13 protein-coding genes and 2 riboswitches are annotated in these 14,305 nt (G+C 46.4%); of the genes, 9 read left to right on the top strand and 4 right to left on the bottom strand.

Annotated elements, in window-relative coordinates; genetic code table 11:
* Window positions 1-29 precede the first annotated feature (29 nt).
* A complete protein-coding gene (locus K3F53_RS12725; protein ID WP_057898212.1) occupies window positions 30-914 on the top strand; it encodes a YitT family protein in 885 nt (294 codons plus the stop codon).
* Window positions 915-955: 41 nt separating this feature from the next.
* On the opposite strand, the gene K3F53_RS12720 is transcribed toward K3F53_RS12725, so the two are convergent.
* Both K3F53_RS12720 and K3F53_RS12715 read right to left on the bottom strand, forming a co-directional pair.
* A complete protein-coding gene (locus K3F53_RS12720; protein WP_057898213.1) occupies window positions 956-1,342 on the bottom strand; it encodes a potassium channel family protein in 387 nt (128 codons plus the stop codon).
* Between the two features lie 68 nt (window positions 1,343-1,410).
* A complete protein-coding gene (locus tag K3F53_RS12715; RefSeq protein ID WP_057898214.1) occupies window positions 1,411-1,812 on the bottom strand; it encodes a hypothetical protein in 402 nt (133 codons plus the stop codon).
* A gap of 285 nt (window positions 1,813-2,097) precedes the next feature.
* On the opposite strand from K3F53_RS12715, the gene K3F53_RS12710 reads away from it, so the two are divergent.
* The 6 genes from K3F53_RS12710 to K3F53_RS12685 all read left to right on the top strand — a co-directional run bounded on the left by K3F53_RS12710 (window position 2,098) and on the right by K3F53_RS12685 (window position 8,224).
* The gene (locus K3F53_RS12710) at window positions 2,098-2,280 is read left to right on the top strand and encodes a hypothetical protein (protein ID WP_057898215.1); all 183 of its coding nucleotides are present in this window, start codon (window positions 2,098-2,100) and stop codon (window positions 2,278-2,280) included.
* 378 nt (window positions 2,281-2,658) lie between these two features.
* Window positions 2,659-2,750: riboswitch (glycine riboswitch) on the top strand.
* Window positions 2,751-2,848, top strand: a riboswitch (glycine riboswitch).
* Window positions 2,849-2,952: 104 nt separating this feature from the next.
* Window positions 2,953-4,053: a glycine cleavage system aminomethyltransferase GcvT gene (gene gcvT / locus K3F53_RS12705; RefSeq protein WP_057898217.1), complete on the top strand. Its 1,101-nt coding sequence runs from the start codon at window positions 2,953-2,955 to the stop codon at window positions 4,051-4,053.
* A 37-nt stretch (window positions 4,054-4,090) separates the two neighbouring features.
* Window positions 4,091-4,483, top strand: coding sequence for a glycine cleavage system protein GcvH (gene gcvH, locus K3F53_RS12700; protein ID WP_220559025.1), 393 nt, complete (start codon window positions 4,091-4,093; stop codon window positions 4,481-4,483).
* Window positions 4,484-4,486: 3 nt separating this feature from the next.
* The gene (gcvPA, locus tag K3F53_RS12695; RefSeq protein WP_057898219.1) at window positions 4,487-5,839 is read left to right on the top strand and encodes an aminomethyl-transferring glycine dehydrogenase subunit GcvPA; all 1,353 of its coding nucleotides are present in this window, start codon (window positions 4,487-4,489) and stop codon (window positions 5,837-5,839) included.
* Complete coding sequence (gene gcvPB, locus K3F53_RS12690; RefSeq protein WP_236781978.1) at window positions 5,832-7,313, top strand: aminomethyl-transferring glycine dehydrogenase subunit GcvPB; 1,482 nt, start codon at window positions 5,832-5,834, stop codon at window positions 7,311-7,313. Before gcvPA ends, gcvPB begins: the two co-directional genes overlap by 8 nt.
* 146 nt (window positions 7,314-7,459) lie before the next feature.
* Complete coding sequence (locus K3F53_RS12685) at window positions 7,460-8,224, top strand: TraR/DksA C4-type zinc finger protein (RefSeq protein WP_057898220.1); 765 nt, start codon at window positions 7,460-7,462, stop codon at window positions 8,222-8,224.
* 47 nt (window positions 8,225-8,271) lie between these two features.
* On the opposite strand, the gene K3F53_RS12680 is transcribed toward K3F53_RS12685, so the two are convergent.
* On the bottom strand, window positions 8,272-8,457 hold the full coding sequence (locus K3F53_RS12680; protein ID WP_057898221.1) for a hypothetical protein: 186 nt from the start codon (window positions 8,455-8,457) through the stop codon (window positions 8,272-8,274).
* Between the two features lie 187 nt (window positions 8,458-8,644).
* Here K3F53_RS12680 and K3F53_RS12675 point away from each other — a divergent pair, with 187 nt between their 5' ends.
* A complete protein-coding gene (locus K3F53_RS12675; RefSeq protein ID WP_057898222.1) occupies window positions 8,645-9,463 on the top strand; it encodes a lipoate--protein ligase family protein in 819 nt (272 codons plus the stop codon).
* Window positions 9,464-9,968: 505 nt separating this feature from the next.
* On the top strand, window positions 9,969-12,512 hold the full coding sequence (locus K3F53_RS12670; protein ID WP_091260381.1) for an adenosylcobalamin-dependent ribonucleoside-diphosphate reductase: 2,544 nt from the start codon (window positions 9,969-9,971) through the stop codon (window positions 12,510-12,512).
* A 629-nt stretch (window positions 12,513-13,141) separates the two neighbouring features.
* On the opposite strand, the gene K3F53_RS12665 is transcribed toward K3F53_RS12670, so the two are convergent.
* Window positions 13,142-14,302, bottom strand: coding sequence for a universal stress protein (locus tag K3F53_RS12665; RefSeq protein ID WP_220559024.1), 1,161 nt, complete (start codon window positions 14,300-14,302; stop codon window positions 13,142-13,144).
* Window positions 14,303-14,305: the final 3 nt, after the last annotated feature.

Genomic DNA, 14,305 nt, shown 5'->3' with positions numbered 1-14,305 from the left:
GAAAAAATTTACGTATTAGGAGGAAATTCGTGGAGTATATTCAAGCACACAAGCGCACGCACAAACGACTTTCGACACCCAAAATTTTAAAACGTGCCCTGTTTATCATACTGGGTGCTGCTCTCGTATCGGTCGGGCTGGAAATTTTCCTTGTACCGAACAATATTATTGATGGAGGAATTGTTGGTGTTTCTATTATTCTTTCACATTTGACAGGACTTAAGCTGGGCATTTTCTTATTTTTTCTTAATCTTCCATTTCTTTTTGTCGGATATAAACAAATTGGAAAAACGTTTGCCATATCCACATTGCTGGGCGTTGCAGTGATGTCGTTAGGTACAACGCTTCTCCATCCGGTTCAGAAAGTGACGGCTGATCCGTTGCTTGCGGCTGTGTTTGGCGGAATCATCTTGGGCATCGGTGTGGGAATGGTGATCCGTTACGGTGGTTCGCTTGATGGTACAGAAATTGTCGCTATTTTGTTTAACAAAAAAATGCCGTTTTCTGTCGGGGAAACGGTTATGTTTTTCAATATTTTTATCTTGGGTAGCGCCGGATTTGTATTTGGCTGGGATCGCGCTATGTATTCGCTGATCGCGTATTATATCGCGTTTAAAATGATCGATGTGACAATCCAAGGGTTGGATGAATCGCGTTCGGTGTGGATTATTAGCGATAAATATGAAGAAATCGGTGAGGCCTTGCTCGCGCGCTTGGGCCGGGGCGTTACGTATTTGAATGGGGAAGGCGGATATACAGGGGACAATAAAAAAGTCATTTTCTGCGTAATTACCCGTCTGGAAGAAGCAAAGCTTAAAGCGATCATCGAAGATATAGATGAAGCGGCGTTTCTTGCAGTCGGCTCAATCCATAACGTAAAAGGTGGAAACTTTAAAAAGCTGAACGTTCATTAAAGCAAAAAGACGGGGCAAAAGCTTTGGCATGCCTCGTCTTTTTACTTTTCCGGCTTGCGGTGAGATGGAAGCCGAAACCGTTTAGGGGGAGCGATCGGAGGAATAACATATCGAATGACGAGGGCGGCCGGCAGCACATATCCTACCATCGCTTCGATCATTGCGACGCCGCGCGCAAGACCAAAAGGACTTAAGTCGCCATACCCGACGGAGAGAAGTGTTATCGCGCTAAAATAAAAGGACCGGGTAATCCGGTCATACCATTGGTTTTGATGCGCTGCTGAGGCGTAATGATCAAGAATAAACCCAAGTCCCAGCCATTCAAGCGCGCAGTACACGAGACCGAAAGAAAGCACGAGATTCATATAGAGCAGAAATAATAATAAAAAATTATACCAAGTTTTCTGTCCCGCGATTGTCGATTTCATTTCCTCACATCCGTTACATACACATAGTAGAGAGTGTATTTGTACATGTGTATGCTGAAGCGAGAAAGTTATAGCCGTGATCTATAGAAATTTTCGTGGGACTCGTCGTTTTGTTTATCGGATTTTGTCTTGTCTTTTTGTACGCTGAGCAAATGATTACGCAATGTTTCAGCACATGCTGCACAATATTCACCGGATGAGATGAGCGTATCACAGTTTTTACATTGGTATTGTAAGTTTGGGTAGCGTGCAAGATCAAAGTATTTCTGGCGAATCAGGTACTCGATATAACGAACCGGAATGTCAAGATCTTGAGAAACCTGGATTAGGGGAGCATTCCGTTTTTCTTTCTGCTTTAAATAATCGCGAATGCGTTTCGCAGTATCCAGCTCTTTGCTTGCGCAGTCGGGACATACGGGTTTTGAAAATTTCATAAATACTTTGCCGCATGCGGCGCAGTTTGACAACATCTGTCTATCCCCCCTCCTTTTTCTTATACAAAGGGTTTTTGGATACTTTTATAATAAGGTTTTTTATTTACTTTTTCCTCCGCTCTCCGCTGAGATTTAGTAAAATAATTCTATAGTAACAGGATATAAGGCTTATATTTTAGGTGTTGAATCCGCAAGAAAGAGATGAAATAATGGATAAGAAAGGTAGAATAACTAAAATTGCACAGGCTCTCCCTACCTTTACTATTAGCGTGGGTGGGAGCAGTTGAAACTTTCAGGCCATAAGGAGGGACACACATATCAATGGAAAAAAAACCGTTGCTTGGCCGGATCGATGAACAGGGGAATTTAGTACTGCCACCGGAGATTCAAGAAATTCTGGGATATGGAACGATTGAGATCGAGGTGGAAGGCGATTGCATCGTATTAACCAAGACGGAACCTATATATACATGTGTCTTCGAGCCGAGACGTAATAAGAAATAGATGCACCAGAAGAAACGGGGCTTGTGCGTTCCATTTTTTGTTAGGTGAGGGAGTTGAAGAAGTAAGTTTTTCAAATTTCGGTTTATACCGTAATACAAGAGAAAGGCGCGTGGGGTGTTTCCATTGCCTATTTATTTCCAAAGAAGAGAAGCGTGTGGAACGGAGAACAAGAAAGAATGATAATGTTCGAGTTTACATCACTTTTCTCATGTTTTTAGAAGAGATATATTATTTTTTTGTTTTAAAAACAAATGTTTATAGCTGTTTTTTGTTTTTTGTTAAGATTTTATCAAAAAAAGCATTGCATTTTTTAAAATTCATGGTACCATAGAAAAGGATTACATATTTGATTTTTGCCAATAATAAAATATCGTGCGGATGAAAGCAGAGGGAGAGAACGCGCTTGATGCGTCGCCGAAGGAGCAAACCCACCTTATCAATCTCTCAGGCAAAAGTACCTCTGCGGGACGCGCCTCTGGAGAGAGCTCGCGCTTTGAGCGGGCCACCAAAGGGGAAACCGGCGCTTTGAGAAGCCGGGTAGCTCTCAGGTACAAAGGACAGAGATGGGGATGATACCCTATTTCTGTCCTTTTTTATGGAAAAAGGGCGAGTGGCAATGCCTGCGAGCTTTTCTTAATTAGCCAGCGACAAACAAGGGAGGTCTTATACACGATGTCAGCCTTAAAACGAACGCCTATTTACCCCTTGTACCGGGAATACGGGGCTAAAACGATTGATTTCGGTGGTTGGGAACTGCCTGTCCAGTTTTCTAGCATTCAAAAAGAACACGAAGCGGTACGTACAAAAGCGGGCCTGTTTGATGTGTCGCACATGGGCGAAGTGGAAGTGAAAGGGAAGGATACGCTCGCATTCATACAGAAAATCACGACAAACGATGCTTCGAAGCTAGCCGTAGGCCAAGCACAGTACTCTATTATGTGTTATCCGAACGGTGGTACGGTCGACGATTTGCTGGTATATAAGTTGAGCGAAGATCATTATTTGCTGGTCATTAACGCGGCCAATATCGAGAAAGACGTAGCCTGGATGCAGCAGCACGCGGAAGGCGACATGATTTTGCGTAATATATCAGATGAAACGGCCCAGCTCGCTTTACAGGGGCCCATGGCCGAACAGGTGCTCCAAAAACTCACAGATACCAATTTATCTGAAATCCGTTTCTTTCACTTTAAGCCAGAGGTGAAACTAGCAGGTGTATGCGCGCTTGTATCCCGCACCGGATATACAGGAGAGGACGGTTTCGAGATATATGTCAAACCGGAAGATGCGCGCGTATTATGGAAGAACATCCTGGAAGTGGGCGGAGATGACGTTTTGCCGTGCGGGCTTGGAGCGCGGGACACGCTGCGATTTGAAGCCCGTTTGCCGCTGTACGGGCAGGAGTTAAGCGAAGACATTAGCCCGATTGAAGCTGGGCTCAGTTTTGCGGTTAAGGTTGACAAGCCGGTTCCATTTATCGGCCAGGAGGTGTTGAAGCGGCAAAAAGAAAGCGGAGCACCGCGTAAGCTGGTTGGCATCGAAATGATTGAACGGGGGATTCCGCGCTCGCACTACCCGGTGTATGCGGGAGAAGAAAAAATCGGGGAAGTAACCACCGGTACACAGTCGCCGACGCTGAAGAAAAATGTCGGACTTGCGCTGATTAAGCGGGAGTATAGCGATCTTGGTGCGGAAGTGGACGTAGAAATCCGCGGCAAACGCCTCAAAGCTAAAGTCGTTAGCACGCCGTTTTATAAGCGGCCCAAAATATAAGACAAAAAATAAACAAAGAAACCCGGAGGATGTAAGTATGAGCAAAGTAAAAGCAGCTTTTAAATACAGCAACGAACATGAATGGGTAGAGGTGCTCGATAAAGAACAGGTACGTGTCGGCATCACGCATTTTGCCCAAGAACAGCTCGGCGATATCGTATTTATCGAACTGCCGGAAGAAGGTGCTGTTGTGAAAGCGAACAAGAGCATGGGTACCGTCGAATCGGTTAAAGCAGTATCCGATATTTATTCGCCGATAAGTGGAGAAGTGGTAGAAGTAAATGGTGCGCTGGAAGAAGCGCCAGAAACAATCAATCACGATGCGTATAGCGCAGGCTGGATGGTTATTGTAAAAATGTCCAATCCGGAAGAACTTGAGCAATTGATGACAGCAGAACAGTACGAAGCGTTTATCAAAGAGGAGGAGTAAGTCGTGAAATACCGATACCTTCCAACTACGGAAGCCGATCGTCAGGAAATGCTGGCGGAGCTCGGCATTTCAGATGTGGCGGAGCTTTTCTCTGATATTCCGGAAGAGGTGCGTTTTAAAGGAGAGCTTGACATTCCGGAAGCCATTCCGGAAGCGGAGCTAACCAAATATATGAGTCGACTGGCAGGGAAAAACGTAAATGCGCTCGATTACGTCTGCTTCCTTGGCGCTGGCACGTACGACCATTATATTCCGAGTGTAGTGAACCATGTGATTTCCCGCTCGGAGTTTTATACCGCTTATACGCCGTATCAGCCAGAGATTAGCCAGGGTGAATTGCAGGCTATCTTTGAATTTCAGACGATGATTTGCGAATTAACTGGCATGGAAGTAGCGAATTCGTCCATGTATGACGGAGCGACCGCGCTAGCGGAAGCAGCGGCGATGACGGCCGGTAAAACGAAGCGCAAAAAAGTTGTCATTTCCCGCGCCGTGCATCCGGAAGCCCGTTCTATTTTGCGGACATACGCGAAAGGCCAGGGGCTGGAAGTGGTCGAAGTTGGCTTGAAAAATGGACTGACTGATTTGGATGAGCTTGCGAAAGCGGTTGATGAGAATACGGCGTCTGTTCTTGTACAGTATCCAAATTTTTTGGGTGGAATCGAAGAGCTGGCAAGCATTGAGCAAATTGCACACAAACATAGCGGGCTGTTCGTTGTAAGCGCCAATCCACTTGCGCTGGGCATCCTTAAGCCGCCGGGAGAGTTCGGAGCTGACGTGGTTGTTGGTGATGCACAGCCGTTCGGGATTCCGATGGCTTTCGGCGGACCGCATTGCGGCTATTTCGCAGTGAAAAAAGAGTTGATGCGTCAGATTCCGGGTCGGATTGTCGGCCAGACGAAAGATGAACGCGGGCGCCGTGGTTTTGTATTGACGTTGCAGGCGCGCGAGCAGCACATTCGTCGGGAGAAAGCGACATCTAACATTTGCTCGAATCAGGCATTGAATGCGCTGGCGGCGGCGGTGGCAATGACCGCGCTCGGCAAGCAGGGTGTACAGGAGATGGCCCTTTTGAATGTACAGAAAACGCAATATGCGAAAAGGGAAATCGAAAAATTGGAAGGGTACGAAGTGGCGTACAGCTCCCCGGTATTTAATGAGTTTGTTATCAAAACACCGCGTCCGGTATGCGAGATCAATAAAGAGTTGTTGAAGGAACGGATTATCGGCGGTTTTGATTTGTCGCGCGATTATCCGGAACTTGGACAGCATATGCTCATTGCTGTAACGGAATTAAGAACGAAAGAAGAAATTGACCGACTGGTGAAAGGATTGGAGGGAGGGCGCTATGCTTAAAACAATGCCGAGAACGGAGCTTGCGAAAGATAAAGCGTTGATTTTCGAGATGAGCAAACCGGGTCGTGTGGGCTATTCGCTTCCAGCGTGCGATGTGCCGGAAGTCGATGTTGCGTCTGCCATTCCGGGAGAATATTTGCGCGAGAAGCCGGCGGAACTGCCGGAAGTAAGTGAATTGCAGCTCATGCGCCACTATACGGAGCTTTCCAGACGCAATCATGGCGTTGACTCCGGATTTTATCCGCTCGGTTCCTGCACGATGAAATACAATCCGAAAATTAATGAAGATGTGGCCCGTTATCCGGGGTTTGCATGTATCCATCCGTATCAGCCGGAAGAGACGGTACAGGGCGCGCTACAGCTGATGTATGAACTACAGCGGGATTTGGCGGCAATTACCGGTATGGATGCCGTTACGCTTCAGTCGGCGGCGGGGGCGCAGGGTGAGTGGACCGGTTTGATGATTATCCGCGCCTATCACGAAAGCCGGGGTGAGAATCGGACGAAAGTCATTGTTCCAGACTCAGCACACGGCACAAATCCGGCGTCCGCAAGCGTAGCAGGTTTTACGACCGTAACCGTTCCTTCCGATAAGAATGGATTCGTGGATATTGAGGCGTTGCGCCAGGTGGTCGGCCCGGATACGGCAGCACTGATGCTCACGAATCCGAACACGCTCGGTCTTTTCGAGAAAAACATTGTAGAGATCGCGGAAGTTGTGCATGAAGCAGGCGGCCTTCTGTATTATGACGGCGCGAATGCGAATGCTATTCTCAGCAAGGCACGTCCGGGCGATATGGGATTTGACGTTGTGCATTTGAATTTGCACAAAACGTTCACTACGCCGCATGGAGGTGGCGGCCCGGGGTCTGGTCCAGTTGGCGTGAAAAAAGAGCTGATTCCGTTCTTGCCGAAGCCGCTTGTGGTCAAGGAAGGCGATATGTATCGCCTTGATTTTGACCGCCCGCAATCGATCGGCCGCGTTAAGGCGTATTATGGAAATTTCGGCATTAACGTACGTGCGTATACGTATATCCGCACGATGGGGCCGGAAGGGCTGCGTCTTGTGTCCGAACACGCGGTTTTGAATGCAAATTATATGATGCGCAAATTGGCAAAATATTATGACCTGCCATTTGATCATATCTGCAAGCATGAGTTCGTTCTTTCAGGCAAGCGGCAGAAAAAATTGGGCGTGCGTACGCTTGATATTGCAAAACGTCTGCTTGACTTCGGCTATCACCCGCCAACGATTTATTTTCCGCTTATCGTAGAAGAATGCCTCATGATTGAGCCGACGGAAACGGAGTCGAAGGAAACGCTCGATGAATTTATTGAAGCGATGATTCAGATTGCAAAAGAGGTGGAAGAGACGCCGGAAATCGTACAAGAGGCGCCACATAATACGGTGGTCGGTCGCTTGGATGAGGTGCTCGCCGCGCGCAAGCCTGTATTGCGGTACACAAAGGAATAAATGGGTTGCTGGATATGTAATGTAAGAAATACCACCCTGCCTTTGCGGCACGGGTGGTATTTTGTATGTCGGAGTGCAGATACTATGATTCAGAAGGGCCGCGGTTGGGTGGCTTACATTTCTAGACAGGAAGGAGATGCTCTGGGATGTTAACAGACCGGGAGCTTTCTCATTTTCGTTCCATGCTCGAGACCCAGCTTCAGGATATAAAAAAACGCCTTGAAGCGGATGATGCATATGGTATTGGACGGGCGGCCATGAAGGAAACAGTGGGTGATCTGTCCAACTATGACAACCATCCGGCCGATCATGGTAGCGAAACGTTTGAGCGAGGCAAAGACATTGCATTACATGAACATAGCGAGGAAGAAATACACGACATAGAGCGAGCGCTTACGGCAATGGATAAAGGGACGTACGGTATGTGTGAAGTATGCGGTGCCGATATCCCGTACGAGCGGCTGGAGGTGCTGCCGACCGCGCTGCGCTGCGTGCAGCATGCAGAAGAGGAGTATGTATCGCGCCGTCGTCCGGCGGAGGAGGATATACTTGCCCCGCCGTTTGCCGCGTACGCCTATGATACGTGGGATGCCACGTTTTATGATGCGGAAGATGCGATGCAAGAAGTGGCGAGATACGGTACTTCGGATACCCCTTCTGATTTCGGGGAACAGGCGCGCCTGGATTATAATGATATGTATGTGGAATCGGAAGAATCGGTCGGCTATGTGGAAGAGATTGAAGGCTTTTTGCTTGCGGATATGGAGGGCAACTATATCGGGGTTAATACAGAGGATCCGCTACATGAAAAATACGAAGATATGCTGGATGACGCCCGCGTCGTATCTGTATTAGGCAATCCAGATTTGCTGGAAGACTATACAGAAGATGAAGGATATGTAAAAGAATAAAAAGGAGACCAGCAGGCCTCCTTTTTTGTTGCACTAACGATCGTCGCTTATCTTTTGTAGCGAAATTCTTCATACTCATCAATGTAGTAGTCGTCATGACGTAACTCATCGTCATCATAATACGTATCATCGGCGTATACGACTTCGGCCGCCTCCCGGCATTTGGAGCAATAGCTCCGGTTTCGTTCCCAGAGTACCAGCTCTTCGCCGCAATAAATACACAAATCCCTCATCGCGCAATTCCCCCTTTGTGATACTCTCGGAATTTTTTCATGTACATATCTTACCTCAACTTTTATTTTTTCAAACGGGAAATTATTCAATCGGCTTCCGGTGTTTTCCAAACAATAGAACAAAGCGAGAGAATTTGTGGAATATGCTACAATAAGTAAGGAGGAACATCGGAAAGGGGCAAAAGAAATGGAACAGTGGCGTTTTATTGATACGGGGGTACATTCACCTGCGATGAATATGGCGATTGATGAAGCGGTGCTTATTGTACATAGCGAAGGCAAAACGAAGCCGTCGCTCCGGTTTTACACCTGGAATCCGGCAACCGTATCGATTGGTTATTTTCAAAAAGCAGAAAAGGAAATTGATTTGGATAAAGTGCGCGAATATGGTCTAGGCTTTGTACGCCGGGCGACGGGCGGTCGCACCGTGCTGCACGATCAGGAGCTGACATACAGTGTCGTAGTGTCTGAATCCCACCCGGCCATGCCGTCCAGCGTAACCGACGCGTACCGTGTGATCAGCGTAGGATTGCTGGAAGGGTTTCGGTTGCTAGGGCTTCAGGCAGATATGGTTCATCCGGACGATGCAAAGTTTGCCATCCCATCTTCAGCTGCGTGCTTTGACTCCCCTTCTTCTTATGAATTGGTCGTGGAAGGGAGGAAAGTGGCTGGAAGCGCGCAAACAAGGCAAAAGGGGGTTATTTTGCAGCACGGCTCAATTTTGCTGGATATAGATATCGATATGTTGTTCGATATTATACGTCATCCGAATGAGCGTGTACGAGACCGTCTTAAAAAAAATTTTGCCGACAAGGCGGTGGCGATTAATCAGGTGCGTAAGACTCCGGTGACGCTTGCTGAGGCGCGGAAAGCGTTTCGGGAAGGGTTTGCCAAGGGGTTTGGTGTAGAATTGGTGGACGATACGCTAACGGCTGAGGAAGCGGAGCTTGCTGAACAACTGGCGCGCGAGAAATACGGGTGTGACGAATGGAATTTCAAACGCTAGAAAAAAGCGGCCTGTAACGGCCGCTTGGAGGGGCTGTCTCAAAAGTCATGAGCCAGCCCCTTTAGTATGAAACAATACCTACATATAAATATTCATTTTTGCCAATAAATCTAAATATAGCGTTTCGAGTAATAGAAAACTTCCTCACTTCCCCTTTTGAGAAAGCCTCAGTTTATATTATAGCGAAACGTCATACCGCTCCCTGCTGTTTTTTCGCCTTTTTGCATGCACTGGAAAAATGCTTTGTATGCTTTGTAACCCTCCCTGTTTCTTGTAAAACAATGGAGGAAATAGAAATTTATAAAAGATTTTACATAAAAAAATTTGTCGAACGCTTTCTACCAAAAAGATAGGAAATTAACTATATATTGTGGTAAAATCTAAACATAAACTCAATATATTGACGTAATAGTAAAGGTTGGTTTAGACTAAGAGGGCACTAGTCAAATGTATCAGACATGAGAAGTTTGGTCAATTTATATTTCACATAATGGGAGGATAAAAAATGGAGGCAACAACCGAAACAGCGGGAAAAACGAAGCTTGAAGGGTTAAGTGAAAAAATTTTCCTCGACCGCTACGCGTTAAAAGATCCGAATCCAGACAATGTACAGGTCGGCGACACTGTACTTGTTTTGACGAAAGATGATCCGAAGTTCCCGAAAAAAGAAGTCGGGGTTGTAGAAAAGCGTGAAGGCGATACCATTCATGTTAGACTGCGTAACGGGGAGATGGTGGTGACAGAAGCGGACAAAGCGCTGCGGACGTTGGAATGTACGCCAGAAGAGATGTGGGATCGCTTGGCGAAGACGATCGCGTCCGTGGAAACAACACCGGAGAAGAGAAAAGAATGGACAAAGAAATTCCGCGCGCTTCTTGATGACTGGAAGCTTGTTCCGGGTGGCCGGATCGCGGCGGGCGCTGGCGCGAATGATGAGCTAACGCTGTATAACTGCTACGTGATTCCGTCTCCGCACGACAGCAGGGGCGGTATTATGGAGACGCTCACTCAGATGACGGAAATTATGTCCCGCGGGGGCGGCGTCGGCATTAACCTGTCTTCGCTTCGTCCGCGTCGCGCCCAGGTAAAAGGCGTAAACGGTTCTTCGAGCGGTTCCGTGTCCTGGGGTGGTCTGTTCAGCTATACGACCGGGTTAATTGAACAGGGAGGTTCGCGCCGTGGGGCTTTAATGCTTATGATGAATGACTGGCACCCGGATGTGCTTGAGTTCATTACAGTCAAGCAGAACATGGGCCTGATTACAAACGCTAACCTGTCGGTTTGCATCAGTAACGGTTTTATGAAAGCTGTTAAAGAAGATTTGGAATGGGAGCTGAAATTCCCGGATACGACCGATCCGGAATACGATGAAATTTGGGATGGAAACCTGCAAAAGTGGGAAGAACTCGGAAAACCGGTACGCGTGTACAAAAAAGTCCGCGCCCGCGACATGTGGCACACCATTATTGAGTCGGCATGGAAATCAGCCGAACCGGGCGTTGTATTTATGGAATACTATAACCAGATGTCTAACAGCTGGTACTTTAACCCCATTATTTGTACAAATCCGTGTGGAGAACAAGGACTTCCTGCATGGGGTGTATGTAACTTATCTGCGATTAATCTTTCAAAATTCACGAAAGACGGCGATGTAGACTGGGAAAATCTCAGAACAACAGTGCGTCATTCTGTACGTTTCCTTGACAATGTCGTTGATGCAACGCCGTATCATTTCCCAGAAAATGAAGCGAACCAGAAAAAAGAGCGACGTATCGGTCTTGGCACGATGGGGCTGGCAGAAATGCTCATCCACTTAAAAATTCGCTACGGCAGCCCGGAATCGCTCGAATTCTTGGACAAGCTGTATAACTTTATCGCGCGCGAAGCGTACCTTGCTTCTACAGAAATCGCGGCGGAAAAGGGAAGTTTTCCGGCATTCGACGCGGAGCTGTTCCTTAAGAGCGGCTTCATGAAGCAATTTGATGAAGAAGTACGCAATGCGGTACGGGAGCGTGGCATGCGCAACGTGACAGTTTTAACACAGGCTCCGACCGGCAGTACAGGAACGATGGTAGGAACTTCGACAGGCATTGAGCCTTTCTATGCCTTCGAATATTACCGTCAAAGCCGCCTTGGTTTCGACAAACAGTATGTACCGATCGCGAAAAAATGGATGGAAGAAAACAATTCCGATACGCTACCGGATTACTTTGTCAGCGCGATGGATCTATCTGCCGAAGACCATGTACGGGTGCAGGCCGCTATCCAGAAATGGGTGGACAGCTCCATCAGCAAAACAGCAAATGCGCCGGCCAACTTTACGATTGAAGATACAAAAGCATTGTATGAGCTCGCTTTCGATCTCGGATGCAAAGGCGTCACTATCTACCGTGACGGCAGCCGTGACGTGCAAGTTCTAACAACGAAAGATGAAAACAAAGAAGGAAAGAAAGAAACGGCTCGGGAATCAAAAGCAGAAAAAGCCGCTCCGGTTCAAGACGTAGATGAAGTACCGCCGACGAAAGATTACCGCCGCCGCCCGCTTAAGCTAAAAGGCGCGACATACAAAATGAAGACTCCGCTCGGTAAAGCCTACATAACGGTAAATGAAGTGGACGGAGCGCCGTTTGAAGTAATCGTAAATGTAGGCAAAGCGGGAAGCGACGTATTTGCGATGTCCGAAGCGCTTGGCCGCGTGTCTACGCTCTTCTTGCGTTTCGGTGAACTGCCGGACGGTAACAAAGCGCGTCTGTTGATTAAGCACCTTAAAGGGATCGGGGGTTCCGGTGCGGTTGGCTTTGGTGCAAACCGCGTAGATTCGATTCCGGACGCGGTGGCGAAAGCGATTGAGTTCTATCTTGACGGAGAAAATAGTGATGAATCAGTTGCATCCACAAATGATGTACCGATGAATGCACCGGAGCGCGATGAAGACGGCGATGTCTATCGCGAAGGACTTGATCTTTGCCCTGAGTGCGGCGCCGCGGCGCTTGTGGCGGAAGAAGGCTGCAAACATTGCGAAGCATGCGGCTATTCCCGTTGCTCGTAAGTAAAGCAACAAGAAAACCGGCATCTTGGATAATTCCATGATGCCGGTTTTTAATTGAGCGTTTTGCAAAATAGTAATTTCACCCAAGGTGAAAAAACAAGAACCTATACTGCATTTGATTATACTTTATTTTTTAAAGTAACTATTGCGTAAAACTCGACGAAAAGACAATGGTATGCTCTCAATCCGATACTTCCCATGATTCGACTATTCGGTGAGCTGTTCTTGGATCATATCCTTTTCCTAATAAATAGCTAATAGCTGCTACTTCTCTTAAGGCATGAGCATGCGATGTGAATTTCGCTTCCTGTAAGCCATATCTTACAAAGGGTTCAATCATGCTTAATGTCTCGTTTTTAAAGCACTTATAGAATGGTAAGGCTGTGAATAGTATGGTTACATTTGATAAGGGGATTGAGGATACATACTATCTAACTCCTTTTTTATTTTGTGTAACAGTCACGATTCAGATTATGCTGTAGGCAAATATAAGTTGAGCCCAAATTTTCACATTTCCCAAATAGGAAGGTGAAGTGGATTTTCAAATAAAAATACTATTTTTTGCAAACTTTCCCCGGATAACAAAAATAACTTGGGCATTGGTATAATGATTCGTTCATCACTAAATTTTATTCCCGATGATCAACCCCATCGGCTACGATTAAAATATCGACATGTTTTGTACCTTTCATAATTTTAGTAACGATGGAGCCTTTTATGATTTCTTCCCAGCGAGAGCGGGCTGACTGACCAAGAACAACCTGTGTAATACCCTTTTCCTCTACAAATTCAATAATAAGCTGCTCCGGTTTTCGACTACCCGGTGCGCGAATATGGAATTCGGCATCAAGATCTTTTGCAAGTTTTTCAAGCAATCGATGTTGCTTTCTTGTTGCTTCATCCATTTTATGAACGGGAACAAGCGGAATATTTAAAATGTATAACTGACATTTTAAGCGACTCGCAATACGCCATCCTCGTCGAATGAGACGTTCTGCATTTGGCCTATAGTTAACACAGACGAGAATTTTTTCATTAGCCCCTTTCATTCCATTAATGCCTTTTTCAAGTTTATATGATTCGAGACGTTCGTCGACGTCATCTGCTACTTCGCGTAACGCGATTTCTCGCAATGCGTTCAAGTTGCCAATACGAAAGAAATTTTTCAGTGACTGTTCTATTTTCTCTGGTTGATAAATGAGACCAGCTTTTAAGCGTTCGCATAATGTTTCCGGTGGGGTATCAATTAATTGGATTTCATTGGCCTCGTTCAACATCCAGTCCGGAATACGTTCCCGTACCTTTATCCCCGTTAACTGCTCTACAGTATCATTTAAACTCTCCAAGTGCTGAATATTAACCGCAGTCATCACATTTATGCCGGCTTTCACCAATTCCATGACATCTTCATAGCGTTTTTGACTTTTTGAACCTGGTACATTTGTATGCGCAAGCTCATCGACAATCACATACTGCGGTTTCCTTTCTAAAATTCCTTCTAAATCGAACTCTTTTAACTGTTTGTTTTTATAATCCACTTTCTTCAGTGGGAAAATAGGAAGGTTCTCGATTTGTGCTGCAGTTGCAGCTCGGCCATGTGTTTCAATAACACCAATAATAATATCGACGCCCTTTTTTAGTAATTCGTTTCCTTCGCGTAGCATCATATAGGTTTTGCCAACACCAGGGGCTGCCCCGATAAAGATTTTTAAATAGCCTCTGGATTCTTTTTCAATCCGTTTCAGAAGTTCTTCTGGCGTTTCCCTTCTTTTTTTAGCCGATGTTTTCATGGT

The organism is Aneurinibacillus thermoaerophilus (genome assembly GCF_019603355.1).
In the GTDB taxonomy this organism is placed as follows: Bacteria; Bacillota; Bacilli; order Aneurinibacillales; family Aneurinibacillaceae; genus Aneurinibacillus; species Aneurinibacillus thermoaerophilus.
This window is presented reverse-complemented; position numbering and strand designations above follow the sequence as displayed.